At 53.4% G+C, this 24,572-nt stretch carries 18 protein-coding genes and 2 pseudogenes; 5 read left to right on the top strand and 15 right to left on the bottom strand.

All coding sequences use genetic code 11. The features are described from left to right. Positions 1-303: 303 nt before the first annotated feature. Together IT084_RS14275 and IT084_RS14270 are read right to left on the bottom strand one after the other, a co-directional pair. Positions 304-822, bottom strand: a complete 519-nt coding sequence (locus IT084_RS14275; protein WP_195713572.1) for a hypothetical protein — start codon at positions 820-822, stop codon at positions 304-306. Beyond that, on the bottom strand, positions 788-928 hold the full coding sequence (locus IT084_RS14270) for a hypothetical protein (RefSeq protein WP_195713571.1): 141 nt from the start codon (positions 926-928) through the stop codon (positions 788-790). Before IT084_RS14270 ends, IT084_RS14275 begins: the two co-directional genes overlap by 35 nt. A gap of 604 nt (positions 929-1,532) precedes the next feature. Here IT084_RS14270 and IT084_RS19040 point away from each other — a divergent pair. After that, positions 1,533-1,607 (top strand): annotated as a pseudogene (locus IT084_RS19040) (hypothetical protein); the annotation flags it as partial. 114 nt (positions 1,608-1,721) lie between these two features. Here IT084_RS19040 and IT084_RS19035 read toward each other — a convergent pair. From IT084_RS19035 to IT084_RS14240, 6 genes and pseudogenes are all read right to left on the bottom strand, one after another. Then, positions 1,722-1,802 (bottom strand): annotated as a pseudogene (locus IT084_RS19035) (HepT-like ribonuclease domain-containing protein); the annotation flags it as partial. Positions 1,803-1,861: 59 nt separating this feature from the next. After that, the gene (locus IT084_RS14260) at positions 1,862-2,296 is read right to left on the bottom strand and encodes a nucleotidyltransferase family protein (RefSeq protein WP_243276988.1); all 435 of its coding nucleotides are present in this window, start codon (positions 2,294-2,296) and stop codon (positions 1,862-1,864) included. 309 nt (positions 2,297-2,605) lie between these two features. Then, positions 2,606-6,529, bottom strand: a complete 3,924-nt coding sequence (locus IT084_RS14255; RefSeq protein WP_195713570.1) for a helicase-related protein — start codon at positions 6,527-6,529, stop codon at positions 2,606-2,608. 38 nt (positions 6,530-6,567) lie between these two features. Further along, entirely contained in the window at positions 6,568-9,780 is a 3,213-nt protein-coding gene (locus IT084_RS14250) for a DUF1156 domain-containing protein (RefSeq protein ID WP_195713569.1), read from the bottom strand. Between the two features lie 18 nt (positions 9,781-9,798). After that, on the bottom strand, positions 9,799-10,407 hold the full coding sequence (locus tag IT084_RS14245) for a hypothetical protein (RefSeq protein ID WP_195713568.1): 609 nt from the start codon (positions 10,405-10,407) through the stop codon (positions 9,799-9,801). Between the two features lie 15 nt (positions 10,408-10,422). Beyond that, a complete protein-coding gene (locus IT084_RS14240; protein ID WP_195713567.1) occupies positions 10,423-13,668 on the bottom strand; it encodes an ATP-binding protein in 3,246 nt (1,081 codons plus the stop codon). A gap of 384 nt (positions 13,669-14,052) precedes the next feature. On the opposite strand from IT084_RS14240, the gene IT084_RS14235 reads away from it, so the two are divergent. After that, complete coding sequence (locus tag IT084_RS14235; RefSeq protein WP_195713566.1) at positions 14,053-14,193, top strand: hypothetical protein; 141 nt, start codon at positions 14,053-14,055, stop codon at positions 14,191-14,193. 110 nt (positions 14,194-14,303) lie between these two features. Next, positions 14,304-14,468 carry a hypothetical protein gene (locus IT084_RS14230; protein ID WP_195713565.1) on the top strand — a complete coding sequence of 55 codons (165 nt, stop codon included), beginning with the start codon at positions 14,304-14,306 and terminating at the stop codon, positions 14,466-14,468. Here IT084_RS14230 and IT084_RS14225 read toward each other — a convergent pair. Next, on the bottom strand, positions 14,451-15,383 hold the full coding sequence (locus IT084_RS14225) for a restriction endonuclease (RefSeq protein ID WP_195713564.1): 933 nt from the start codon (positions 15,381-15,383) through the stop codon (positions 14,451-14,453). The genes IT084_RS14230 and IT084_RS14225 overlap by 18 nt on opposite strands. A gap of 98 nt (positions 15,384-15,481) precedes the next feature. Between IT084_RS14225 and IT084_RS14220 the strand changes: the two genes are divergently transcribed. Together IT084_RS14220 and IT084_RS14215 are read left to right on the top strand one after the other, a co-directional pair. After that, a complete protein-coding gene (locus IT084_RS14220; RefSeq protein ID WP_195713563.1) occupies positions 15,482-16,036 on the top strand; it encodes an NAD(P)H-dependent oxidoreductase subunit E in 555 nt (184 codons plus the stop codon). Then, positions 15,978-17,852 (top strand): NADH-ubiquinone oxidoreductase-F iron-sulfur binding region domain-containing protein, encoded by a 1,875-nt coding sequence (locus IT084_RS14215; protein WP_195713562.1) that lies wholly within the window; start codon positions 15,978-15,980, stop codon positions 17,850-17,852. Before IT084_RS14220 ends, IT084_RS14215 begins: the two co-directional genes overlap by 59 nt. Here IT084_RS14215 and IT084_RS14210 read toward each other — a convergent pair. The 6 genes from IT084_RS14210 to IT084_RS14185 all read right to left on the bottom strand — a co-directional run bounded on the left by IT084_RS14210 (position 17,849) and on the right by IT084_RS14185 (position 24,562). Beyond that, entirely contained in the window at positions 17,849-18,601 is a 753-nt protein-coding gene (locus IT084_RS14210) for a thiamine pyrophosphate-dependent enzyme (protein WP_195713561.1), read from the bottom strand. The two genes, IT084_RS14215 and IT084_RS14210, sit on opposite strands and share 4 nt — an antisense overlap. An 88-nt stretch (positions 18,602-18,689) precedes the next feature. Beyond that, positions 18,690-19,148: an N-acetyltransferase gene (locus tag IT084_RS14205; protein WP_195713560.1), complete on the bottom strand. Its 459-nt coding sequence runs from the start codon at positions 19,146-19,148 to the stop codon at positions 18,690-18,692. Between the two features lie 358 nt (positions 19,149-19,506). Further along, positions 19,507-20,289: a phosphoribosylformylglycinamidine synthase I gene (gene purQ, locus IT084_RS14200; protein ID WP_195713559.1), complete on the bottom strand. Its 783-nt coding sequence runs from the start codon at positions 20,287-20,289 to the stop codon at positions 19,507-19,509. After that, positions 20,286-23,123, bottom strand: a complete 2,838-nt coding sequence (purL, locus tag IT084_RS14195) for a phosphoribosylformylglycinamidine synthase subunit PurL (protein WP_195713558.1) — start codon at positions 23,121-23,123, stop codon at positions 20,286-20,288. The genes purQ and purL overlap by 4 nt, the downstream gene beginning before the upstream one ends. A 123-nt stretch (positions 23,124-23,246) precedes the next feature. Continuing rightward, the gene (locus IT084_RS14190; RefSeq protein ID WP_195713557.1) at positions 23,247-23,684 is read right to left on the bottom strand and encodes a universal stress protein; all 438 of its coding nucleotides are present in this window, start codon (positions 23,682-23,684) and stop codon (positions 23,247-23,249) included. Positions 23,685-23,989: 305 nt separating this feature from the next. Then, positions 23,990-24,562 carry a xanthine phosphoribosyltransferase gene (locus IT084_RS14185; protein ID WP_195713556.1) on the bottom strand — a complete coding sequence of 191 codons (573 nt, stop codon included), beginning with the start codon at positions 24,560-24,562 and terminating at the stop codon, positions 23,990-23,992. Positions 24,563-24,572: the final 10 nt, after the last annotated feature.

The raw sequence follows: 24,572 nt of genomic DNA, 5'->3' as shown, positions 1-24,572 counted from the left end.
TTCTACGCTTAAAACTTTCAGTTGCCTGAACGTCTCCAAGAACTAGCTACAGGGCTGCTGGTTAGGCATTACCCTGGTGGGGCTTTCACCCACTAGAATTAACGACCTTGCCCGGCCGCACTACACAAAATGATTTACACTCCCTTTGTTTTCGAGCCTTTTATTCTACAAATGAAAAACCCCGCCATTCCGCAGGGTTTTCCCTTTGTTGATAAGCCCTCAATCGGCATTCCCCGACTGAGTTAAATTGTATATTGATTAATCTTATTATATTTTTTGGGGGAATGAATGTCAATATATTTTTTATTCCATGGTTTTGTTCATATTAAAAAAATTTTCCAAGATTTTGTCCGCAGTTTCCGCACCTATGTTCTTTTTGCCTTCTTTTATGCCCTTTATCTTTTCTATCCTCCTGTAGTGTAGAAACCTAACATGATTGAAACTAACATAACTGCCCTTTGTACCTTCCCCAGGGAGACCGAGGTCTTTTAAATGGATATTGTAACCTTCGTACGGTTGAGGTGTACTGGTCAGAGGCGCAATTAAATACAAAGCGCCCTTCCTATTTAGTATAATCCCATAATGACCGTTGGTTAATTCATCGCCAAAACCAACCCCATACTTTACATAAATAATATCACCCTTGACTAATGAAGCTGGGTAATTTTTTGGCAATATTTTTTTTCTTTTCTCTCTTAGTTCGATTAATTCTTTTCTTGAAGTAGCGTCCGTTTTACCCCTTAACTGCTTTATTCTGGCATTTATTTTTGATTCCTCAATATGCTTTTTATTGCTTAAGTTTTTCCATAACCCAGTCCACATAGTCTACGGCATATTGACTTTCACAGTCTAATAATTCACTGTAAACAGCCTTCAGCTTATCAAAGACATAAACCTTATTAGCTTCATCGCCTCTTAAAACTGTCATAAAACTACCTCCATTTCTACTTAATGTTTTTCGACACAAATAGAGGAATTACCTGCATATAAGGAACCATCCAATTAACTTTACCAGGAAAATGGTATAAGAAAAATAACAAGAACTCCGTAGCTCCCAAAGCCTACGGTGATTTTTCATTTTTTACCAAGGAGGTTTCCAAATGAACCCTATCCGTGTCGTCGCCTACGCAAGGGTCTCATCCAAAGAAAAGATATGAACAGAAACTACAGCTGGACACAATTAGCCTCATTGATAAACTCGCTGCCGAAATTGATGTTAAAACTACCCATGTGAATCTACTGAAAGCAAATTCCCAACTTATGTCATCCCCTCAAATCATAAACATCTTGAAGATCTGGAAGCTGAAATTTCATTGATGAAAACACGGAAGGCGGAATTGGAAGCTTTTGTTCGGGGTTAATTCCAGAAATGCAAAAAATACATAATAAATGGCTCTTGCCCGCTAGCTAGGCTCTAAAAAGGCAACCGCTTTGTTGGCGTCCATAAAACTGGCAAAAAGGCTCCACTTTCCATCACCTAATGAACCACAGATAATCCGAACCCCCGGGATGTTTATAACCTTGTCAGTGACATGCAATTCCTTGACCGGGAGCATTTTAAGGTAATACTACTGAACACTAAAAACCACGTTATCCGGGTAAAAACAATAAGCATTGGCACACTGAATTCTTCCGATGTTCATCCCCGAGAAGTATTCAAATGCTATCTTTTTCCATTCAATTTCAGGCTTCTGCCTTTTGATATTGTCGGGAATTTTCTTAACAGCCTCACCGATAATTTCCAGGTTTCTTGCTACGCTATCCTGGACTAGTTCATTTTGTAAAAAATCTTGAAATGACATGTTGTTTGTGTACCGCTCAATTTTATTAATCGAGCCAATAATATCGCTAGAGATATACCTTATAATCCCTGGGCATACCGTACACTCCCTGTAATGTTGGGCTTTAAATCCGGCTTAATTGCTTCAGCAATTACCAAGTCTACTTTACGGCCAAATAAATCCTCAAGATAGAATTTTAAATCCATGTAATTATCAAACGTTTTCTGGTCTTGATAAAATTCCACCATTATATCTATGTCACTTGTATTGGTTTGTTCTCCCCGGGCAAATGACCCGAACAGCCCTATTTTTTTAACCCCAAAGCTTTTAATTTTTATCATATTTTTTTCGATTTTCGCCAGTATTGCATTTGCGTTGTGCATTATTAAATCACCTTTCAGGCTGGATTTCATTTTATGCGTTAATTCTATTTGGGAAAATTTCTTTGCCCAAAACCCTGTTTTTATATGGACATATCCAGAATATCTTAAAATTCTTTTTTGATTTTGCTGCAAAAACCGGTACTTTTATCTGGCGCTCCGGTGGCTTCTTCCGTTCGTTTCGCAATTTTACTTTTAAGGCCGGTGAAATTTGTAATTAACGCTTGCAACTTATTGCCTTACTACTTCTTCACACCCTAAGGGGTCATGGCTCTTGGGATATGACGGGCTAGGGACCGCATCCAGTGCTCCACTCACTTCAGAAATCCGCCGGATCGCCTGCCGCTGTGGTGTTTTTGCAGTTAAATCTTCTTATCTTGATAGATGCTAAACATATAAATATGTTTAGATCGGCTCAATGCTATAAGCAGGCATGTCCAAAAATTAGTAAACCGAAAATTTCCTTGACTCCGCCTCGCGCTTTAGGCGGGCCAGCACGGTGTCGACCCGGAGCTCGCCTTTGCCCTTTTTCATACTGTCGGCCAGGCGGGCGGCAGCGTCCCTGGCCGCTCGAACAAAGATGCGCGGTACGCGCAAGTTGACTTTATCGCCGATGCCGGGCACCCGGCAGTCGAAAAGCAGGTCCCGGGCCCGTGCCCTGAGCAGATCCCCCGGCAAACCGGTTACCAGGATGTGTTTATGATCTGTCAAAAGTAAATCCACTTCGCGCAAAACCGGCCAGAAGCGCACCTTATTACCGGCGGTTTCGGGAGACCCCGCCCTGGTGCGGAGGATATCGGCGATCACCAGGAAATTCATCAATTCCTGCAACCGGGCGGCCCGCAGGTTTTGCCGCTCGATGCGATCCACCGCCAGACAGGGTTCAAATTCTTCCAGGGCCAGCCGCGCCAGCTGCTGCCGCAGCGGTTCCACTTCGGCTTCGCTCAAAGATTCCCCTTCCGCCAGGGATATTCCCGCCAAATCACTCCATTTACTGATGAACCGCAATTCCACGGCGCCGCCCGGCCCACGGCAGGCCGCCGCGTAACCCACCAGTTCAACCCCGTCCAGGCCGGGAACAGGGACGGCAATGCGGCGCACACAGGGAGAAAGCTCGAAACTGTTCAGGTGCTCCAGCACAGCGTCAAACAACGGGTCACCGTAAGAAGCAAAACGTACCCGGGTGCCGCTGCCGGCCAACCCTTCCTCGTAAAGCGTGCGGGAAACCGTCAGCATTGTTCCATCCGGGACGCCGGCCAGGCCGGACAGGGTTAACACCGGCTGCGCGGGGTCACCCGATACGGTACAGCCCAGGGCGCGCAAGAACGGCGACTGGCTCAGCGCCTCCCAAATCGCCTCCAGATCAACGGGAACGGGCCGCCGGTTGCCGGGTTGAGCCAACCGCCGGTAGATGGAATATAGTTCCTCCGGCTGCATCTCCATGGATTCCGATTGTTTGTGTTGCCGGGTAATCCTTTCCCGGGCGCGTTTGAACAATTCCTCCTGGGTAAGCTCTCCTTCGGCCAGCTGCCGGAATTCATCGGGTTCCACCGGCAGCAGGGATATTTGTTGCGTGCCGACGATCAGGTTGGCGTCCGCCAGGCGTTTTAACAGCCGCCCGTAAACAATTTCTTCGGCGCTTCCGGTATAACAAAGATTCAGGACAAAAATATCACTATGCCTTTGTCCAATGCGGTCGATCCGCCCAATGCGCTGCTCCACTTTCATGGGGTTCCAGCCCAGATCGAAGTTGACCAGCAGGTCGGCGGTCTGCAGGTTCAAGCCTTCCGCCGCGGCATCCGTACAGACCAGCACATCCACTTCGCCGCGCAGGAACCGCTCCTTTACCTCTTCGCGGTCTACGCTGATCATCTCATTGTCTTGCGGGTTGTAATATGCCGCGCCCTTCCCCGAATAGGTGCCCACAAGCATTGTCGGGTCGGCCCGGCGCAACCGGGTGACAATATCCTGCAGCGTGTCGTAAAAACGAGTAAAGACAACCGTCTGCTTAATTCGCCTTGATTGCCTGTCCCTGCGCTGGTCGAGCTTTTGTAAAAGCACCTGCATCTTGGAAGAATGCCCGGTCAGGGCGGCCAGGCCGGCAAGCATGGATTTTAATTGGTTCCGCTCCCATTCCAGGTCGGCCGGTTTACGGTTATGCAACAAAGACTCCACCGCCGCCAGGTCGTCTTCATCTTCGTTTTCAAAAAGCAATTCCCGCATTGAGGGATTAGCTGCTTCGGGCTCATCACTTTCCAGGACCAGCTGGTGCCGCAACGTGGCTTCCACCTTGCGCAGGCGCCGCTGCAGCGTCTCGCGGAACGCATAGGTGCTGGACGCGAATCGCAAACGCAGAAAGCTCAGCAAAAAGCTCACCATCTGGCGCGTCCGGGTATCGCTGTGTTTTTGGATTTGCCCGGCCAGGTTTTTGCAGTAATCCTCCAGCTGGTTGTAAACATGCCGCTCCGCCGGGGTGAATTCCACGGGTTCCAGGGGCAGGATATGACGCCGGGCCAGGTTTTGCTGCAATTGCCCGCTGGCGCGGTAGATTTCCAGCAGCCGCCGGGTATGACGCAGCATCACCCGCGCCAGCGGCGAGGCGCTGAAAAGCAGGCGCAACATTAATTGGCGGTCCCTGCCCCTGGGCACCCGGCCGTTTTCCAGCCACTGCCGCACCGCAATGCGGATGCGGTTGTCAATGACACTTTCTTCGAAGTAGTTCCAGAGCATGGGATCTTCTGATTTTACCTCCTGGACGACGCGCTGTAAGAAATCCCACTCCTGTTCGCCGGGTTCCTCCCCGCGCACCAGCCGGCCAAGAATATGATAATATTCCATGGCCAGGGTCGGGTCGAACTGGAACGCGCCCACGCGGTTGGTCAGCGCCAGCAGGTCGAACACTTCCACGGGGTGAATCTGCATGGGAGTGGCGGTGGCCAGCCACAAACAGCGCGCCTGTTTGCGCAGGTGGTCGCGGATGGACGTGTAAAGATTGCCGTAATCCGGGTAAGCTGAGAAACCGCCGTTGGGATTGCTCCGCCTGGCCGCGTGCGCTTCATCCACCAGGGCGATGTCGAACCGCTCCGCTTCCAGCAGTGCCCCGGCCCGTTCGCGGCGGGCCAGCAAACCGGTGGATACGATTACCAAATCCGGTGCATAGAGGGAATTGCTTGTGCGTTGTTCCTCTTCCGGGAGTATGTATTCATGGGCAATGTCAGGCGTGGTTCGCGCCAGGCCGAAGGCAAGCAGCACTTTGGAGGCCATTTGGCGGTGCCACTGCCTGGTCAGGCTGGCCGGCGCGGCAATGAGGATGCGTTTCACCAAACCCGACAGGTACAGGGAGCGAAACGCCAGCCCCGCTTCAATGGTTTTGCCGAGACCAACCTCGTCGCATAACAGGTAAGAGTACGGCCATGTTTCCACCAGCCGGCGCACCACCACGGCCTGGTGCGGCCACGGTTCCACGGGGGCGGTTTCCATGCCCACAAACCGCCCGCCGGGCATTTTGGGGGCATCCCGCAGCACGGCGAACCGCAATCGCTCCAGGGCCGAAGGCGGTTCAATTGTTCGGGGCGCGGCACTTGTGCCGTCAACTTCCACCGGGTGGTTTATTCCTCCGGCCAACCGGATCAGTTTCCGCCGGACCGCTTCCGGCAGGGTCAAAACCGGCATGTGGAGTACCCGGCCCGCCCACAGGTTTTCAAAGGCCTGGGCGGCCTCGTCCACCCGCCTCCTGTCGGTCTCACCCCACCAATCGCAGTGCACGTCAATATTCTCCGCATTGAGCACCAGGGCCGTTTTGGATTCATTCAGCGTGCCCGACCCGTACAGGCGGTTGCCGTATTTATCGTGCAATACGAACCACTTTTCATGCACATAGCCGTCGTCCACCGCATCGACGGAAAGCGGTTCGCCGGTTTGCCCGTGCACCCGGAAGGCCACCCGCACCTCCAGGTGACCCCGGGCCACCATCCAGGCCAGGAGCGTGACGCCGTTCCTGACTTTTTCCGGCCAGGATGCGGGCTGGTCCAGTTCTTCATTTAACTTTGCGGCCAGCCGCCCGGCATCCCCCTCCAGGATAGCCCGCACATCGCCGGGCTCCAGGTCCGCGCCGACAATCAGGCGCATTTTACCACGCCGGCCCACAAAAGCGGAAAATCCCCGGGAAGCAGCCGCCAGCGAGGACGACCGGAAATACCCGGCCACCCGGTCATACCGCACCGCCAGGCTCAGGGCGGGTATATAGAAGTCGTGCAGCATATCCACCGGGCGGCCGTCAATGATGGTGGTTGAGGTTTTATAAGAAAGAAGCCAGGAGCGGGAGCGCAGCCCCTCATTGGCCGCGGTTGCTCCGGTTTGTTCAGACATACTATCCCCTCATCAACAAAATGTGGTTCACTGCCCGGTTATTTCAGGCCGAACAGAAGGGCCTCGGCCTCCTTGCGCAGTTTGTCGCCGGCCATTTCCGCCGCCCAGACGGAAAGCAAATCAATTACCAGCTGTTCCCTTCCCGCGCCGTGCCGGGCCAGGTAGGAGCGGGCCACGGGCACATCGCCCTCCCGGTAGGCCATAATCAGGCCGTGCAGGATATCCCACTCGGTCTGCGGGTTGTCCAGGCGCTTTTTGTTGCGCTCTTCCGGCAGTGCCAAACGCAGCTTCGACCCGCGTCGCAGGAGCGGCGCGTGGTAACCGGTTTCCTCGGCGTTACTGCGCCGGGTGCGGCTACCCCGGTTTTCGTCGTTAATACCGATCATGCGCCCGTTTACGTTATACCCGGCGGGCTTGATCTCCAGTTTGATGGTTAACGAGCGGGAGAGGTTCAGCGCCTCGTCGAAGGGGAATTCCGCCAGGCCGTAGATGCCGTAAAATGTTAATGCCGCGGCGGCTTCCGGAGTTAAGTCCTCCACCTTCAACCGGCCCCCGGTCAACCGGGCCACCTGGTGCTGGGCCACCACCGCGCCGGCTTCGTTCATGGCCCGGATCGGGCTGACGGGCTCGTCACCGTCCAGCACCGGCCAGTGTTCGGAAAGCACCTGCAGCGCCCGTCCGTAACAGGCCACCATTTCGTCCACGGCGCTAAGCTGCAGCGGCGCAAAATCCTGCAATCCCTCACGCACTGCTTCCCGTATTCGCAGGGCCACACCCGTGCCGCCAAAGCCGGTCCAGGTGGCAGGCGTATTACCCGCCTCCCGGCGTTTGCGGCAGGTCAGGAAGATGGAACTGGCGGCGGCGGCCATATCTTTTTGATGCATTGAAGCCGCCGATTCAGATTCCACAGGCAACGATGAAGTTATCGTCCAACCACTTTCAATTAGCGAGCGCGTTAAAGCCTCCCATGCTTCCTGGGTTTTATGGGTGAACATGATCGTCATAATGCCGTCGTCCTTCAGGACACGGCTGCATTCGGCGAAAATCTCGCCCATCAGTCGCTCGTAGGCGCTGGCTGCACCGGCGGCTGACCCGTCCCGGGCCGGGTTGGCCACCGCCTCGTCGGATTTGTTGGTCAAATTCCGGCGGAATAGTTTCGGGTACAAATCCCGGAGGGTGCGCCGCTGCCAGACATAAAAGTAATCCGACAACTCCGCGTACTGGACGTTGTTGTAATAAGGCGGGTCCAGGCAGACCAGGTCCACCGATTGGTCCGGCAAACCGGTGTGCGCCGCTGTGCCGCAGCGGACCGTCACCGGTGGCGCGGCTCCGGCAAGCTTCTCATGCAAAGGCTCCAATAGCTTCGCTATACCTGCATACGCGTCCAAAACCTGGGAAAGGCCCCAGGCTGCGCCGGAGTTGGGGCCGCTGAATATCATTTCGCCAAAGGTCCATTTAAGTGAATAGTCATGGCGTCCAAAGGTTCCTTTAACAATACCCCTTGTATATTCCCACCGTGTTTGCTTGCTGTTATAATCAAGTCCTTTATCGATCATAAACTGCAGGTACGTCACCACGGCGCGACCGCGCTCTTCGCCCAGTTCCCGCAGTATTTCCGGCTTGAGGCGATTGAGTTCCTCCACCAGGACGAGGTGCCCGAGAAGCTGGCGCGGGGTGAACATATCGCACCAGCGCGTCATGCCATATGTAACGGGACGCATGTCATTTCCCTCCGGAAACCTTTCCGTGGGAATCAACCCCTGCCGCTCCCATTCGGGCCAGCGTTGCCGCAGGCGTTTTTCGGCCTCGGCAAGCGCCTGCAGGTCGCGGTCGCCGGGCGGCCGGAAAAAGCGAATCTTTTCAGTCTTGATTTCGCCGGCCCGTGCCCCGCTTTTATAACGCTGCGGCCGGCCGTTTTTGTCCAGCTTGGGCTGGTGGCGCACGGCCACCACGCAATAAAGCCGGTCCTGCCACCTGCCGTGGGGCGATTCACCCCGGGCCTGGGCCTTGATTTCTTCCGCGGGAATGGCCTGGCGGCAGTGGATGCACGTGCCGACACCGCCGCTGACCGTAGCGAAGTTGGGGTCTTCGCCCCTCGGTCCCCTGCCTCCCTTGACGCGGTAAGTTTCAAACCGCACCTTGCCGCCCCTGGGCCGGCCGTCCGGGACAATGCGCACGCCCCACTTGGGGTCCTCCTTGGACAGCCAGCAGGTATTTAAAAGCGGCGCCTCACCCCCGCAATGGGGGTAGATAACCTGGCGGGCGTAAAGAAAGGTGGTCGTATTTTCACAATCAAATTCCGTGATCATGTCAGGACATTTTTGTAAATGTATCTCCAAAGCGCGTCGTTCATCCGGTGATAAAGGAAATGAACGGGGGAAAACCATTTTCAATTGTTCATCCAATGCGTTAAGCAACTTTCGCCCCCAAAATTCTATATCGTTTACCAAACTCGGGCCATAACGAGCGGGGTAATCAAGGGTGGCGTTCAAGATTACTGCAGCAACCGGGTTTAAATCATTAGCAATCACGTTGTATCCCAACCGTAATGCCTCAAATGGAATTGAACCACCGCCGGCCGTTGGGTCAAGTACTGTAATGTTATTGGATTGCCATTCGGGTTGACGCATATAGGCACGGGAATACCCGTAAAGGTTTGGAACTCGGACACCTACGCTGCCTGCCAGCTCCATGAGACCTTTGAACCAGGCCGGGTCAGCAGCCACACGTTTTATTATTAAAACCGCACCTTCACCGGGCAGCGGTTCAGGGAGAGGTTTACTTAATTCCCTCCATTTTTGAATAATGGGATGCTCGCCAAGAAGAGGGTTTTCATTGATGATTTCTTCAATTAGCCGCCTTTGTTCTAGTCTAGTAGCCTGTTCTTGCTGCAACGCCCGCGCGACCACAGAGTCCACAGGCAGTATATCGAGTTCGGAAACATCCTGTCCAATACGGTCGATAATTTTATCCTCCAGCGTCCAAGGCTCCCCGTTGACCAGTGCCTGCACCTTTTCAATGCCCAGCTGGCGCAAAAACCAGTCCGTGTCGGTGCCGGCCGGCAGAAGCGAACCGAGGATGGCGGCCCTGCTGGGGGTGAGGGGACGCCTGGCCCACCAGACGTGGAGATAATAAAGTGGCGGCAGTGCGGAACTGGCGCCGCGCTCCCGCTGGGTTTCGGCGCCCACCTGGTGACAGGGAAAACCTGCTTCAATTAAACGAATATCGTTTCTGTTATCGTTTCGGTGCATGAGCCAATTCCCCCCTGTCTACTTGCGCAATTTCTCCAGCATCTGCAGCACCGCTTTGTCCCCGGGCTGGCCGCCCAGCATGATGCGCATGCCCCCCTGCGCCCAGCGGCTGGCGGCGTCACCGTACTGGGTGGCCCGCGTCAACCAGTAAGCGGCTTCTTCGCGGCTGAACCGTTCCACCCGCCAGGCGATCAGCTCCACCCGGTCCATGTCTTTGACGCGTTCCTGCAGTTTGAAAATCAGCGCCAATTTGGCGCCCGCTTCCTCGTCCAGGGGCAGGTTGCCCCGAAAGGTGATGCGGCCGTCGCCGACAAACCGGTGCAAGTCCAGCGGAATCCCGGCCTCGTCGCAAACATTGTCGATGATGGCGCGCACAACCGGCAGGCAGCGGCGCAGGGGCTGGCCGTACAGCAGTCCCCGGTCTTTCAGTATCCCCCTGCCCGGCGCGGGGTCGGTATGATACGGTTCATTATCCCGGGTGAAGCGTTCCTTGACCACAAAAACGGGCGCAGGTTTATCTTTGTATTCAGTTATCCGTAGAATCCAGGGTGCGCGTCCGGCCAGGGGCCGGATGCGCTGCTGGAATTCCCCGGCCAGGTCCAGGTTGATGTTTGTTTTGCTCGTCATATTCGCCGCCTCGCGTTATGCTTTTTTTAACTCCTGAATAAAGGCGCAGTCGTCATCGGGCTCATTGATGTCCAGGTAAACCCCGGTTTGTTCCCCTTGTTCCACGGCGCTATCCAGCACTTCAAACAATTCCCCCAGCGCCCGCAGCGAACCCGGTGACGCGTTATTTAGCTGAATTCTCAGCGTACCACCTTCGGGCAGCTCCAGTTCATCCAACTCAAGGTAGTCAATGGTGCATTTTGCGCCCCGGTTGTAGATGCTGCCCAGTCGTCTGAGCAGCGGCAACAGTTTGGCGGCTCCCTCTTTTCCTTCCAGTTTGAAGGCGCGTTTACCCGGGTCAATCCAGCCCCGCTGGCGTGCCTCCCGGGGGGTAATGATCACATCGCCGGGCTGGGGGGTGTAGAGGGCCGCCGCATGGCCGTGAATTAACTCCGGTTTGTCCTGCTGGTCCGGAGTACCGCGGTAGGCATAAAGGCGGCCGTCTTTAACCAGCGCGGCCACAGCATCCCTAAAATCATTTTCAGGGCACTGCCCGTGTTTTTCTGCATACTTGTCCGACACTTCCCCCAGGTATGCGGCGCCGCTATGTTCAACCGCATAGATGATGTTTTCCCGTACCAGAGCGGGGTCTTCCGGTCCGGTTCCGGTCCAGCCGCGCTGTTTGGCGCCCTGCGGGGTGATCAGCGCGTAGCCCGGTTCGCTTAAATTCACCCCCAGGGGAATTTCCTTTTCCTGGTGGTAGAATTCCACGGGGTTGGCGTTGTCTTCGGCGCCCATGCGAAAAACGCACCAGGCGCCCTTCTGGACACCGGCCCGCACTATTGAGTGCAGAACGTCCGGGTTTTCCAGTACCGGCCAGCTGCGCACACAGTAGAAATTATTTCGTAACTTTTCCAGGGTAATGGTATCACTGGTTTCAAATAAAAGATCGCGATCGAAGAAAAGCTTGCTCAAGATAACCAGGTCAGCCTGGGTGACATTGGCTGAGGTGAGCAGTTCGCGGTCATTAATTAAGATTTCCCGGATGGTGTTGATAAAGGGTGTTCCGCCCTCGCCCCCGGCGCTCTTGATTTCCTTGCGCACGATATAGCCCGCCGTCGAGGGATAGTACAGGCTCGTGTAAATCCTTGACACTGCGGTATGTAAATCATTTTCCAGTTTGGAGTAACGTTCTCTAAAGTCTTGATTAGCCAGGCGGCCGGGGTTGACGCCGTAGTTTTGCGGTTTTTCCACCAACAGGCGCATCGCCATGACCTGCCGGGCAAGGTAGTCAATACGCTGCCGCGTATCCCGGGCCCGGGAATACTGACCTCCAAAGAGTTCCGGTTGATCGCCGGCGCCCTTGACCATCACTGTTTCCGGGACCAGGACAAAAATCAGGTTTTGTTGTTCCCGGGGCTTGTTTTCCCCCCTGGTGGTAACCATGTCTTCCACATTGACACTTTCAGCCGTAAGTGCCACTATGCCCAATATGGGCTTCCCTTTGCCGTCGGGCAGGTGTTCGGGCAGTGAAACATCATGTTCAATATGAAACAGGTTGTTACCATCGGTGATAATTTTGCGCGCCATCGCCTTCAGTAGATGTTCTATTTGCCCGGCGGTTATGGTTCGGCGAATCCTGGCCAGCACGCTGTTGAGGGTGGGTTCTTCGCTGGCGTAATATTTGCCCTGCTCGAAGCGCAGGTAAAAAGCGCTTTCATTGATTTCCTCCAGGGCGGTGCGCACCTGCGGCGGGGTCAGGCCCGGAAAGGACACACCAAACAGTGCTTCGGATTCGGAAATACCGAAGATTCTGGAATTCAGACCCTCTTCCCGGCCAACCAGGCTGTGCAGGAAAACAGTCTTCCACGTGTATTCATAAAGGGGGTGCCCCTCCGGATGGGGGTTGCGCCGGTCGGCCAGTTCCGCGTTGCTGTGCCCGCCTTCCAGGGTGCCGGTGTCCACGCTCCCGATGTCGGAGTTTAAGATATACATTAAATCCGAACTGCCCGTGCGGCCGAGTATTTCATTGACCACCCGGTCGGAGCGCATATCCAGGTGGCAGGCGTGGATCATGGGCACAGCCTGCCGGTTCAGCCACAGGCTGCGCACAGCCAGGGAAAGCACCCGCAGGACACCCCTGGTGCCCTGGAAATTTTCGGCGCTGGCCAACTTTTTGTTCAGGAAATCCACCAGCGTGGGGTGGAACGGGTAATTGGCCTCCATCCGGCGCAGGAAATTATCGCCGGTGGCCTCATCCGGCAGCAGGTTGGCGTTGCGGCGGTACATTTGCATGTACTCCGCAGCGGTGTCTTTGGCGGCATCGTAATTTATGGAAATGAACAACCGCTTGGCAAATACGGAGGAAATCTCGGCGGCCTGTACCGGCGTAATTTGGACGGCGTCCCGGGCCACCACGCTGGTCACGCCTTTAACGGCTTTTTCACCGATGCCGATGGCGTTGTCCTCACTGACTTCTTCACCACGCACTTCGCTGATTAGTTTAGCCAACTGTTCAGTTTGCCTGGCAAAAGCGTCGGACGCGCTGGCCAGGGTGAGCACAATGGCAATGCCGGGGCGGCTGCGGGCATAGCCATGCAGCGCCATCAGGAAGGCGGCCAACTGGCCGGCACCGTCGGGCCGGGCGGCTTCCAGCCTGGCGGCGTACTGGGCCAGCTCGTCCAGCATCACCAGCGCCTTGCGGTTGGCAAATACCCGGTCAAAGTAGGTTATGCCGGGTGCGGCATGGGAGCCGGCTTCGTTTTCCACTTCGCGGTAGAGGGCTTCACCGCCGATTTGATAAGCAATCTCGCCCCACAGGGTGTAGGGCACCAGGGCGTCACCCCGGGGCTGGTGAACCGGGATCAGGTCGCCCGCCACACCCACAACGGCCACCGAACCGGGTTCCGGGAGCAGTTCCGGAGCGATAATATCTTTGACAACATTGCGCAGCTCCGTGCCCTTGTGGGCGATGTGAGTGCAGGCAATCAAGGTGTGGGTCTTGCCGCCCCCGAAAGCCGTTTCCAGCCGGTGGATGGCCGGGGCGGTCGCGTCGCCCGCAATGCGGCTGAACACTTCGGTAAGAGCCACGCGCAGGCCCTGGGTCGGGTAAGTGGCTTCCCGGAAAAACAGCTCCGCATTGGTGTAAATGCTGTCAATAGCGCTTCGACCGCTGCGGTAATAATCAATCACCGGGCTGAGCCCCGCCGTAAATACATCGGGATTGAAGTTGCCGGCCAGAATTTCCGGTCGCGGCCGGCATGTTTCCAGTACCGAAAGCACGGTTTACAAACCTCCTGTTTCCAACTTTGTTGAAGGTGCAGCGTGATTTTCCTGTTCAATCGAATTCGGATTTATCAAGTTGGCCCTGTTTCAATGCATTTTGCTTTTGGTTATTTTAAACAGTTCGACAAGAATCTTTAAAATCCTATTAAGTTAACCAGCATTATTCCTCAACCAGTTTAAATATCGATCACATGGCATCATTTTGATCCCACCGGCGTGAATAAAAATTTGTTTACCTGGCACTTATATTACAGGGGTTGTGGAAGACATGGCGCTTTGGCGCAGTAAGCAGGAGAAACAAAGCGGGAAGTAACAGCTACGGGAATTGAATCTTTCATGTTTGTTTTCCGGGGGGGAGTATTTCTAAAGGAGGTGTTTCAAATGCCCAGAAAAAAATATGGTCTCGATGTTGTTGTTCCAAAGCCCGATACCAAGGCGGGTCCGGGTTTGGATAAATTGCGAGCGACCCTCGGTGAGGATACCGAACCCCTGGCTGCGTTTAACGTTGACCATGAACAGTAAATAAAAATTCCGGGCAACAAACCCGGATTTTTTATTGTTCTGCTTACTAATAACTGCATTATGCGCATCAGGTCAGGGAAAAATTTTTATAAAAAGGGGTGGCGGTTTGCTTGACCGGAAAGAAGCAACAATTACTTTACGACCAGCGAATTAAACACGACATTGCCGGTGCCCGCAAGTTTGTGTTTAGGGACGTCTCCACGGGCAGCAGGCGGGGCTGGAATTATATCCGCGACTACAACGCCTGGCTGAATAAGTTAATCCAGGTCAAATAACAGGTCTTTATTGCGCAAAAAAGACAGGATATAGCCCGAAAAACCGGTAAACAAGTTGATAATCCCGGAAATCAGGTAAATAGGGCCGACAAATCCGGCCTGCAGGGCGGAAATCGCCAGAAATACCACGCCAAGAATTATAAACAGTAAAGCCTTTTTTCGTGAGTTCAGGATATTTTCTTTAATCGACAACGCTATCCCGATGCCCGAAATGTCGGTTCCCCCTTCCTCCCGCCACTTTTCATCGGGAAAAACCGGGTGTCCGGACCTTTTGGCCATACGTAAAACATTGTAGCCGTCCACAAGATGAATACCCGTTTTACCGTTGATCCGCCTTGCAAAACGACGGGCGTCATCGGAGAAGGAACCTGTGGTCAGGATAATGCCCCTGTCGAAACCGGATTCCCTGATTTCACACCAGAATTTTCTCACCTGTTCCATAGAAACTTTATGGTCATCCCGGGTGGGATTAACACACATAACCCCTACCTTTTGGTTGTGTAATTTGCCGCTCAGATCAATATTTGAGTCCCCGCAAGGGGATAGTATTTTTAAGTCTTTAAACGCCGGGTTGCTTTCAAGTAAATCTTTGACAATTGCTATGAATTCTTGCCTTGATTCGATGCTTTTGAGCTTTTCCCGGCACTTTCGGGCGGAAAACCAGGTATCTCTGTGCAAGTTCAGCATTTTCTGCCTGTAAAATTTAAGTTTAATCATCAGAGCTGTTTCAATCACCAGGACGATGATCAACAAAGCGTTCAGCATGGCGGATTCCAGTGGCAATAACCCGGCGGCGAATATGGTAACAAACCATACCAATATCAGGGACAGCGTAAAGTCAATGGCCCGGGCCGGCCGGGTGCGGTTGTCCCTGGGTGGATTTTGAATAAAGTGGTGCAATTTATCATTGAACATTCTATTACCTCCACGGCTTTCTTTATAGGAAAGTATTTCCTTTATGTTTTTTTTTAGTCATAAATTGAGAAGCATTAGTAAAAACGGGGGTGGGTGATTTGCGCGGGATCGATGAACAACAGGAGCGTTATGCCGCTCTGGACCGGGTGATCGAAAATTACGCCGGTGAAGAGGGACAGTTAATAAGAATTTTGCAGGGTGCCCAGGAGATATTTGGTTACCTCCCCGAGGAAGTGCAGGCTTACATAGCGGGTAAATTGGGCCTGCCCGTAAGCGAAGTAAACGGGGTGGTTACGTTTTACTCATTATTTACAACGGAGCCCAAGGGGGAGTACACCATCAACGTATGCACCGGTACTGCTTGCTACGTGCAGGGAGCCCAAGACATACTGGACGACTTGAGGAGGACACTTAAACTAACCGGCGGCGATACCACGGAAGACGGCCTGTTTACGGTTAAAAGCACCCGCTGCGTGGGGGCTTGCGGGCTTGCCCCGGTTTTGACCGTTAACGACGAGGTGCACGGCAAATTCACCCGGCGAGATGTTTCCAGGTTGATCCGCATGTATAAAAAACGCTCGGAGGTGAAAGCCGGTGATCAAATCTCTGAGAGACCTGGAACATATCAAGAACAGTCGCCTGCCGGACATTAGGTTGCGCACGGGAAACGTTGGCAGTAATGATACCTTGCATGTTCTGGTATGTACCGGAACAGGATGTACTTCTTCCGAAAGCCGGGCTTTAATCGAGGAAATGGTTAAACAGCTTAAATCCAGGGATCTGCAACACAGAGTCAAGGTGTTTAAAACAGGCTGTTTCGGTTTTTGCAAAATGGGCCCCATTGTCATGGTCCACCCCGGTGAAATTTTTTATTGCCTCGTGGAAAAAGAAGATGTGGATGAACTGATCGAAAGCCATTTTATTAACGGAAACGTGGTTGAAAGGCTGTTGTACCAAGATGAACGATCACACGGGGTGGCCTATCGCAGGTCGGATATCAACTTTTTTCGGGCGCAAAACCGGGTGGTGTTAAGGAATTGCGGCCTGATCAACCCGGAAGATATTGGTGAGTACATTGCCATGGACGGTTATTTTGCCCTGGCTGATGTACTTGTTAATAAACAACCGGGCGAGGTTATCGACATTATTAGCGCATCCGGGCTCAGGGGGCGCGGCGGCGGCGGTTTTCCGGTCGGCAGAAAATGGGCTATTGCGGCCGCCGCCAGGGGTGATGTCAAATATGTGGTATGTAATGCCGACGAGGGAGACCCCGGCGCATTCATGGACCGGAGCATTCTGGAAGGCGACCCGCACAGCGTGCTGGAGGCCATGACCATAGCGGGGTATTGTATTGGTGCGCAAAGGGGCTATATTTACGTGCGGGCCGAATACCCCATCGCCGTGGACAGGTTGGAAATCGCCATTGATGAGGCCAGGGACAATGGATTGCTGGGCCGCAATATTTTCGGTACGGATTTTCATTTTGATATCGACTTGCGCCTAGGGGCCGGCGCCTTTGTGTGCGGAGAAGAAACCGCCCTGCTGCGCTCCGCCATGGGGCGGCGTGGTGAGCCGCGCCCCCGTCCACCCTACCCCGCCGAATGCGGCCTGTGGGGCAAACCGACCTTGCTGAACAACGTGGAAACCTTTGCCAATATCCCCCTTATTTTACGCTACGGGGCTGATTGGTTTGCTTCCATGGGAACGGAAGGAAGCAAAGGAACAAAGGTGTTCTCCCTGGCCGGAAAGGTAAATAATACCGGGTTGATTGAAGTGCCCATGGGCACCAGTATACGCACCATCGTTTTTGATATCGGCGGCGGGATTCCGGAGAACAGGGAATTTAAAGCGGTACAAACGGGGGGACCGTCGGGCGGGTGCATACCCGTGGAACACATCGATACACCCATTGATTATGAATCGCTGAAAGAGAAAGGGTCCATGATGGGGTCGGGCGGCCTGATTGTTATGGACGAGACGGATTGCATGGTGGATATTGCTCGATTTTACCTGCACTTCAGCCAGGATGAATCCTGCGGGCAATGCACGCCATGCCGGGTGGGTACCAAACGCATGCTGGAAATACTGGAGCGGATTACCAAAGGTGAAGGAACGATGGAGGATCTGGAAACCCTGGAGGAGTTGGGTGAGGAAATCAAAGATGCTTCTCTCTGCGGCCTGGGCATGGCGGCGCCCAACCCGGTACTGTCGACATTGCGTTACTTCCGGGACGAATATATTGCACACATCAGGGATAAGAAATGCCCGGCGGGAGTGTGCCGGGCCTTGCTGGACTATGCTATTGACGAGGAAAAATGTGTTTCCTGCGGTATTTGTGCGAAAGCTTGCACCGTCAATGCCATCCGGGGTGAGCAAAAAGGCCGGCCATATTTTATCGACCGGCAGAAGTGTTTGAAGTGTGGAGCGTGCCTGGCCCGGTGTCCCAAAGAAGCTATTTACACCGGTTAGCCCGCCTTTTCTTTCACGGCGGGTGTTTTGATTTCCCCCACTTGAAAATGTTTCACCATGTCCTGCTCAACGAAACGCCACGTTTCCTCGGCATTGGTGCGCCAGTTGGTGGGGCAGGAGGACAACGCCTCCACAAAGGAAAAACCCCCTCCGGCCATTTGGTTTTGTAGCGCTTTTTTGATATAACCTTTGAGTTGCCTGAGGTTGGCAATGGTACCCCGCGCCACATAAGCGCCCTCGTTTGTTATGGCGGCCACCATTTCCGGCCCCTGCATCGGAGGTCCGGTCAGCGCGGGGTCCCTGCCGTAAGGGGTGGTTTCGGTTTTCTGTTCCGGCATGGTGGTCGGAGCCATCTGGCCGCCCGTCATGGCATAAACGGTGTTGTTGGCCAGCAATACGGTAATATTTTCGTTGCGGGCGGCGGCATTGACAAGATGCTGGGAGCCGATGGCATACCCTCCCCCGTCGCCCATGTAGGCAATGGCCAGTAACCGGGGGTTGGCCCGTTTAATACCCACCATTACCGGGGTGGTACGGCCGTGGTGGGTCTGCACGCTGTCCAGGTTAAAGAAGTCCCATGAGAGCAGCGAGCATCCGATATCACATCCAAACACGGTGCGATCCTGGATACCCAGTTCATCAATCACTTCACCCAATGCCTTGAGAATCAAACCATGGCCGCAACCCGGGCAGAATTTATGGGGCTTGGTTTCCACCCTCCAGCAGCGGGGCATAACCGGTTGAGGCATATTCTTTCCTCCTATGCTCAATTGATCCTACTTAATATCACCGGGTATGCCCTGGGATATGCAACATTAAACGCAAATGAATTACTATTTATAAATCGAGTTCCTTAATCACTGCAACCTCGTCGCATTGCGGAAATTTAGGGCAATTGATACACTCTTTCCATACCTTTTGCGGGAGGTCTTCCTTGGGGATGATGTTAAAACCGCACTTGATAAAAAAAGGCGCCTGGTAGGTCAGGGCGAACACCCTTGCTATCTCCAGGTTGACGGCTTCAGCCAAAAATGCCTTAACCAGCCCGCGCCCAATACCCTGTTTCTGGTAGCGCTCATCCACGGCCAGGGACCGGATTTCGGCCAGGTCCTCCCACAGAACGTGCAACGAACCTGCTCCCACGATCTTCCCGTCCAGTTCAGCCACGGTGAATTCTCTAACGGATTCGTAGAGCGACGAGCGGGAACGTGCGAGCATCAGGTCTTTTTCCGCGAAATAATTGATAAATTTGTGGATAGTTTCGATATCCGATATTTTGGCTTTCCGAAAAAGCAATCTTATCTACCTGCCTTTTATTGGTGGTCTGTCGTCGGTGATCTGTCACCGGTGCTCGTTACGTGGGAGGTGCTTCGGCGGTTTCCACCATTCTTAATTTAACTTTTGATTTCGCTGCAAAAACCGGTACTTGTATCTGGCGATCCGGTGGTTTCTTCCGCTCTCTTCGCAATTATCTTCGTAATGGTTAAAATTACTGCTTGTTAACGCTTACAAAACCCTGCCAGAGCAATACTTTACGCCCTTTCAGGGTCAAGCTCTGGGGCTATGACGGGCTAAGCACCGCACCCAGTGCTCAGTTCGCTCCAGAAAACCACCGGATCGCCTGCTGCTGTGGTGTTTTTACATTTAAATTACTTTATAAATTTTTTATGACGTATGCGACGGCATTGCGGAAAAGTGGCACGCCGTGCGGCTCGGCAATATAAGACCTGCGCCAGTTGGGATGATGGTGGGTTTCCACAAACCGCTCGGGATGCGGCATCAGGCCCAGCACTCTACCGGACCGGTCGCAGATGCCGGCAATGGCATGCAGTGATCCGTTCGGGTTATGGGGGTAAGTCTGTGTCCGCTCCCCGGTGGCCGGGTCCGCGTACCTGAATACCACCAGCCCCGCCTGTTCCATGTCCTGCAAGGTCTTTTCGTCGGTATAAAACTTGCCTTCACCGTGCGCAACCTGGTACTGCACAATGGCGCCCTCCATGCCGCGGGTGAATATGCAATTGGTTTTTTCCACCCGTAAATTAACCCAGCGGCATTCGAAGCGCCCGCTGTCATTTTGCATCAGGGTGACCCGGATGCTGCCCGGCTCGCCCCAGGGCAGCAATCCGGTGCGCACCAGGACCTGGAAACCGTTACAAATGCCGATCACCGGCTTGCCCTGGTCGACAAATTCAAGCAATTGCTCTTTTAAAAACGAGGTCAATTCGACGGATAAAATTTTTCCCGAGTGAACATCGTCTCCGTACGAGAAACCGCCCGGTATAGCCAAGATCTGGTAGCGGGAAAGTTTTTCCGCGCCGTCCCTTAACTGGTTGACGTGCACAAGCGCACATTCCCCGCCCGCCTTTTCGAAGGCGTAAAAGGTTTCTGCATCACAGTTGGTGCCGTCTGTTCTCAGGATGCAAACACGTGGTTTCAACCGCCGAACACCTCCTTCATGGGCTTCTGCCAGGCGTACAATAATTTTTCCAGGGGCAATTCAAATAGCTTTTTACCGCCCTGGCTTACAGAAATAACCTTTGTGTTAGTGGTTTGCCCCAGGGTAAGGTATGGAATACCGCCGAACAATTCACCGGCATCGACCCGGTCGTCCAGTTCCACCAGGAAACACCCCGCCGTTTCATTGAAAAGGAAGTAGTCCGGACGGCAGCCTTCCGGTATGACAACGTCAACTCCCGTATCGCCGCCGAAACACATTTCCGCCAGTGCCGCCAGTAATCCGCCCTCGCTGACGTCGTGGCAGGCGAGCGCCGCGCCGTTTCGGCAGGCCCGGTAAATTGCTTTCAGCGTTTCAGGCAATACCGACAAATCAACCAGCGGAACACCGGGCGTGTATGAGCCCGTAATGTTGAAATAAGTTGACCCGCCCATCCGGTTGACGTCGCGCTTGCCCACCAGGATGATTGGACTGCCCGTACGTTTAAAATCAGTGGATACCGTGGCGGTTACGTCTTCCACGCGACCGAAACAGGATATGCATACCACGGGCGGTATCTTGATGACGGAACCATCTTTGGAACGGTAAGTGCTGCTCAGGCTGTCCTTGCCGGAAATGAAGGGCATCCCCGTTGCCCGTACAAAATCAGTACAGGCGTCGACGGCCTGATCCAAGTCGTACAATGATTCTTCATCCGGGTAAGGCCAGATAAAATTGTCGATTAAAACCAGGTCTGCCGGATTAGCCCCCGCGGCTACCGCGTTGGCCACGGCTTCGGTGGCGGCCCAGATGGTGCCGGCGTAGGGATCGATTGTGTTAAGCACGGGGTTCATCCCGTGTGAAATCACTGCGCCGTATTTTTTACCAAGTACGGGGGCCAGCACCACGGCGTCATTGGGCGCTCCGCCGGAAACTCCGCCAAAGGGGGGCAATGCGTTGCCGGCTTGAACCCCGTGATCATACATGCGCACGATGGGTTCCTTGGAACAAACGTTCAGGTCCCCCATGATTTTAGCGCACACTTCCGTCCAATCACCGGGAAGATCAGGTTCTTTAACTTCGCCCGGGCGCCGCGCGGGCACGGCGATCATTGTTCGCCCGGGAATGCCGTGGTGAAGAAAGTTCATCTCCAGTTCGCAGACGCACTCGTTTTCGTAATACACTTCGAGCTTGCCGGTGTCGGTGAACTCGCCGACGGCCGTGGCCTCCACGTTATGTTCATGGCAAATGGCGAGCAGCCGCTCCAGGTGCTCCGGCGCCACTGCCAGGGCCATTCTTTCCTGGCTTTCGGAAAGCCAGATTTCCCACGGTGCCAGACCCGGGTATTTAAGGGGTACGCGCTCCAGGTGGATTTTAACCCCTGTTTTTTGCCCCATTTCACCGAAAGCCGAGGCGAAACCGCCAGCCCCGCAATCCGTAACGGCCCTGATCAGCTTTTCGTCCCGGGCTCTCAGCAGCGCGTCGCTTAAACGTTTTTCCTCGATGGCATGACCGATTTGCACCGCACTGGCGTTAACATCAATGGTGCGATGGGTCATTTCACCGCTGGAAAACGTAGCACCGTGAATGCCGTCCCTGCCTGTTCTCCCGCCCACGACCACGGCGATGTCGCCGCATTGGGGCTGCCCCTTCCGGGCATCCCCGGCGGGCATGATACCGTATGCGCCAACAATTATTGTGGGCTTGGCCCTGAAATCCCGGTGGAAATGCACGGAACCGTTGTTGGTGGGTATGCCCATGCGGTTCCCGTAATCCCGGACCCCGGCGACCACCCGGCGTAACAGGTAGTGCGGGTGCAGGCATCCCGGCGGCACTTCTTCCGCGGGAAGATCCGGGGGGGCAAAACAAAACATGTCCGTAGAAGCGATTACTTTAGCCCCTTTGCCGGTTCCCATAATGTCCCGGAAAACTCCGCCACTGCCGGTCATCGCCCCGCCATACGGTTCAATGGCGGATGGAGAATTATGAGTTTCCACCTTGCCGCACAACGCCAGGCCGTCATAAAACGCAATCACGCCGGAATTATCTTCAAAAGCCGACAAAACCAGTGGATGGCGCGCATTGAAAGTGGCTTCCTGCAACCTTTTCAGTAGAGGTTTTTTGAGCGACCCGTCCACAACCAGGGTCGATTTGAAAGTCTTATGCACGCAGTGCTCGGACCAGGTCTGGGCGAGGGTTTCTATTTCACAGTCGGTGGGATCGCGACCCAGTTCAGTGAAGTAATTTTTGATGGCGTGCATCTCCTGGAGATTAAGAAACAGTTTGTCCCGGCTCAAATCCATCAAGGCATCATCGTTCATGGACCTGATAGGAATAGTCTCCGTAACGCCGGGCGTACCGTGGATCACCAGCGTGTCCGGTTTTTCCGGAACCACTCGCTCCACTGTTTCGTTGACCAGTAACCTGGATAAAACAAGCCCAATTTCTTTTTCCGTAATGGTGCCGTAAAAACCATATTCATGGCTGGAATCCGCGGCAATCAGCCCGTTTACGCCCAAATCCTCGGCGGCCTTCATAATTGAACCGACCTCCGGGTTCATCACTCCCGGCTTGTAGGCCACCTCAACAACTCTATCGGCATCAACGATGATGGGTTGATTAATCGTATAGTGTTGGAATACTTCTTCACACAGCAAATGACGGGCTAGAAAATCGACATCCTGAAGGGAAATACCCTCAAACCGGTATACCTTGGCCGTAACAATTTTGCTGATACTGTAAATATGCAATGCGGTTTTAATTTCATATAGCAAATTTTTGCCTCTGGTATCTTCAAGATGAGGCAGGTTGGTTACGCGTACTTCATGTACAGCCATTGATCCACCCCCGGTTTTTTGCTGGAAAAAACAAAAATTCCGGCCGCCCGCGTACGGCCGAAAAACGGAAACAATTCGATCATATTTTATTATATTTCAGCGCAAAAAACAACTTTTAAATGGTTATCTGACTATAAGCACCGGGCAAGGGGCGTGCCTGCTGACCCTGTTGCTTACGCTGCCCATAAGGTAGCCTTTGATCTCACCCAGGCCGCGGCTGCCGATTATGATCAGATCGTATTGTCCCACTTTGGCTTCATCGCAAATTTCTTGTTCCGGTTTGCCCCAGGCCAGTTTTTTTTCTATAGTGACGTTTGCTTCCTTGAATTCATTTTCGGCGTCATTAAGTATACTTTCACCCATGGCTTCAAATTCCCTTGAAATAGCCTTAAATGCCGCGCCTGGGTGTTCGCCGGATTTGCTCCCGTACGGAGTTATGTTGGGGACGACGTGGAAAAAAGTTATTTTTGAATTCAACTTGGAAGCGATTTGTACTGCGTGCGTCGCCGCCGCCATGGACCGGTGGGAACCGTCAAGTGGAACCAGAATTTTTTTATACATAAGATTTCCCCCTGTAGTGAAAGTTTTCACTTATAATAAAATATTTTTTTAGTGTTTTCAATACGCATACATGCTGATTTAAAAGTATTTTTTTGAATTTTATTCTTTTTTCAAATTAACCTTGACGTGAACAAAAGTAGACTTACCGCAACCGGCGGGTCCGCACAATATAACCAGTGATGGACCCGGTATATTAATAGTGGTCACCGGCATTCCTCCATCATCCTTTGATTTGGGGTGCCTTGATAAATAATGTTGATAATATTTTTCCATGTCACCAAACAAAAAACACCCTTTTCGGGTGTTTATTCGGCGAATTTGACCACACCGCCGGCAAGGGACGCGATGGGAGCAAGCGATTCGATGCGTACACCCATTTCTCTCAACGCCTGGCCGCCACCTTGGAACACTTTTTCGATTACTATCCCAACTCCCACTAGAGTGGCGCCGGCCTGCCGGACTATTTCCACCATACCCCTGAGGGCTTCACCCTGGGCCAAAAAATCGTCCACAATTAAAACGCGGTCACCGCTGTGGATGAAGCTTTTATTGACGTAAATATCTACCGCTTCCTGCTTGGTAAATGAAAAAATGTGGCTGCAATACGAGCCAGGATCCTGGGTGGCGGCCTTTTTTTTCTTGGCAAAAACAACCGGCACTTGCAGCGCCAGCCCGGTGGTTAGCGCCACGGCGATGCCGGAAGCCTCAACGGTTAATACTTTTGTTACGCTTGATCCCGCAAAACGCCCGGCTATTTCCCTGCCCAGTTCCAGGGCAAATTCCGGATCAACCTGGTGGTTTAAGAATGAATCGACCTTTAATACGCTATCGGACAGAACCCGGCCTTCCGCAAGGATTTTTTCTTTTAGTTTACGCATGTTGTCACAC

The sequence above is a fragment of the Desulfallas sp. Bu1-1 genome, assembly GCF_015594625.1.
Taxonomy (GTDB): Bacteria; Bacillota; Desulfotomaculia; order Desulfotomaculales; family Desulfallaceae; genus JADNRQ01.
Note: the sequence above shows the minus strand (reverse complement) of the source record. Positions and strands in the feature narration are given on the sequence as shown.

What these genes read in the sequence shown, in the direction of transcription:
- IT084_RS14245 (WP_195713568.1), bottom strand. Translation starts at nt 10,407, where the DNA reads ATGACGAGCAAAACAAACATCAACCTGGACCTGGCCGGGGAATTCCAG.
- purL (WP_195713558.1), bottom strand. Translation starts at nt 23,123, where the DNA reads ATGGCTGTACATGAAGTACGCGTAACCAACCTGCCTCATCTTGAAGAT.
- IT084_RS14255 (WP_195713570.1), bottom strand. Translation starts at nt 6,529, where the DNA reads ATGTCTGAACAAACCGGAGCAACCGCGGCCAATGAGGGGCTGCGCTCC.
- IT084_RS14275 (WP_195713572.1), bottom strand. Translation starts at nt 822, where the DNA reads ATGTGGACTGGGTTATGGAAAAACTTAAGCAATAAAAAGCATATTGAG.
- IT084_RS14225 (WP_195713564.1), bottom strand. Translation starts at nt 15,383, where the DNA reads ATGTTCAATGATAAATTGCACCACTTTATTCAAAATCCACCCAGGGAC.
- IT084_RS14185 (WP_195713556.1), bottom strand. Translation starts at nt 24,562, where the DNA reads ATGCGTAAACTAAAAGAAAAAATCCTTGCGGAAGGCCGGGTTCTGTCC.
- IT084_RS14270 (WP_195713571.1), bottom strand. Translation starts at nt 928, where the DNA reads ATGACAGTTTTAAGAGGCGATGAAGCTAATAAGGTTTATGTCTTTGAT.
- IT084_RS14235 (WP_195713566.1), top strand. Translation starts at nt 14,053, where the DNA reads ATGCCCAGAAAAAAATATGGTCTCGATGTTGTTGTTCCAAAGCCCGAT.
- IT084_RS14250 (WP_195713569.1), bottom strand. Translation starts at nt 9,780, where the DNA reads ATGCACCGAAACGATAACAGAAACGATATTCGTTTAATTGAAGCAGGT.
- IT084_RS14210 (WP_195713561.1), bottom strand. Translation starts at nt 18,601, where the DNA reads ATGCCTCAACCGGTTATGCCCCGCTGCTGGAGGGTGGAAACCAAGCCC.
- IT084_RS14190 (WP_195713557.1), bottom strand. Translation starts at nt 23,684, where the DNA reads ATGTATAAAAAAATTCTGGTTCCACTTGACGGTTCCCACCGGTCCATG.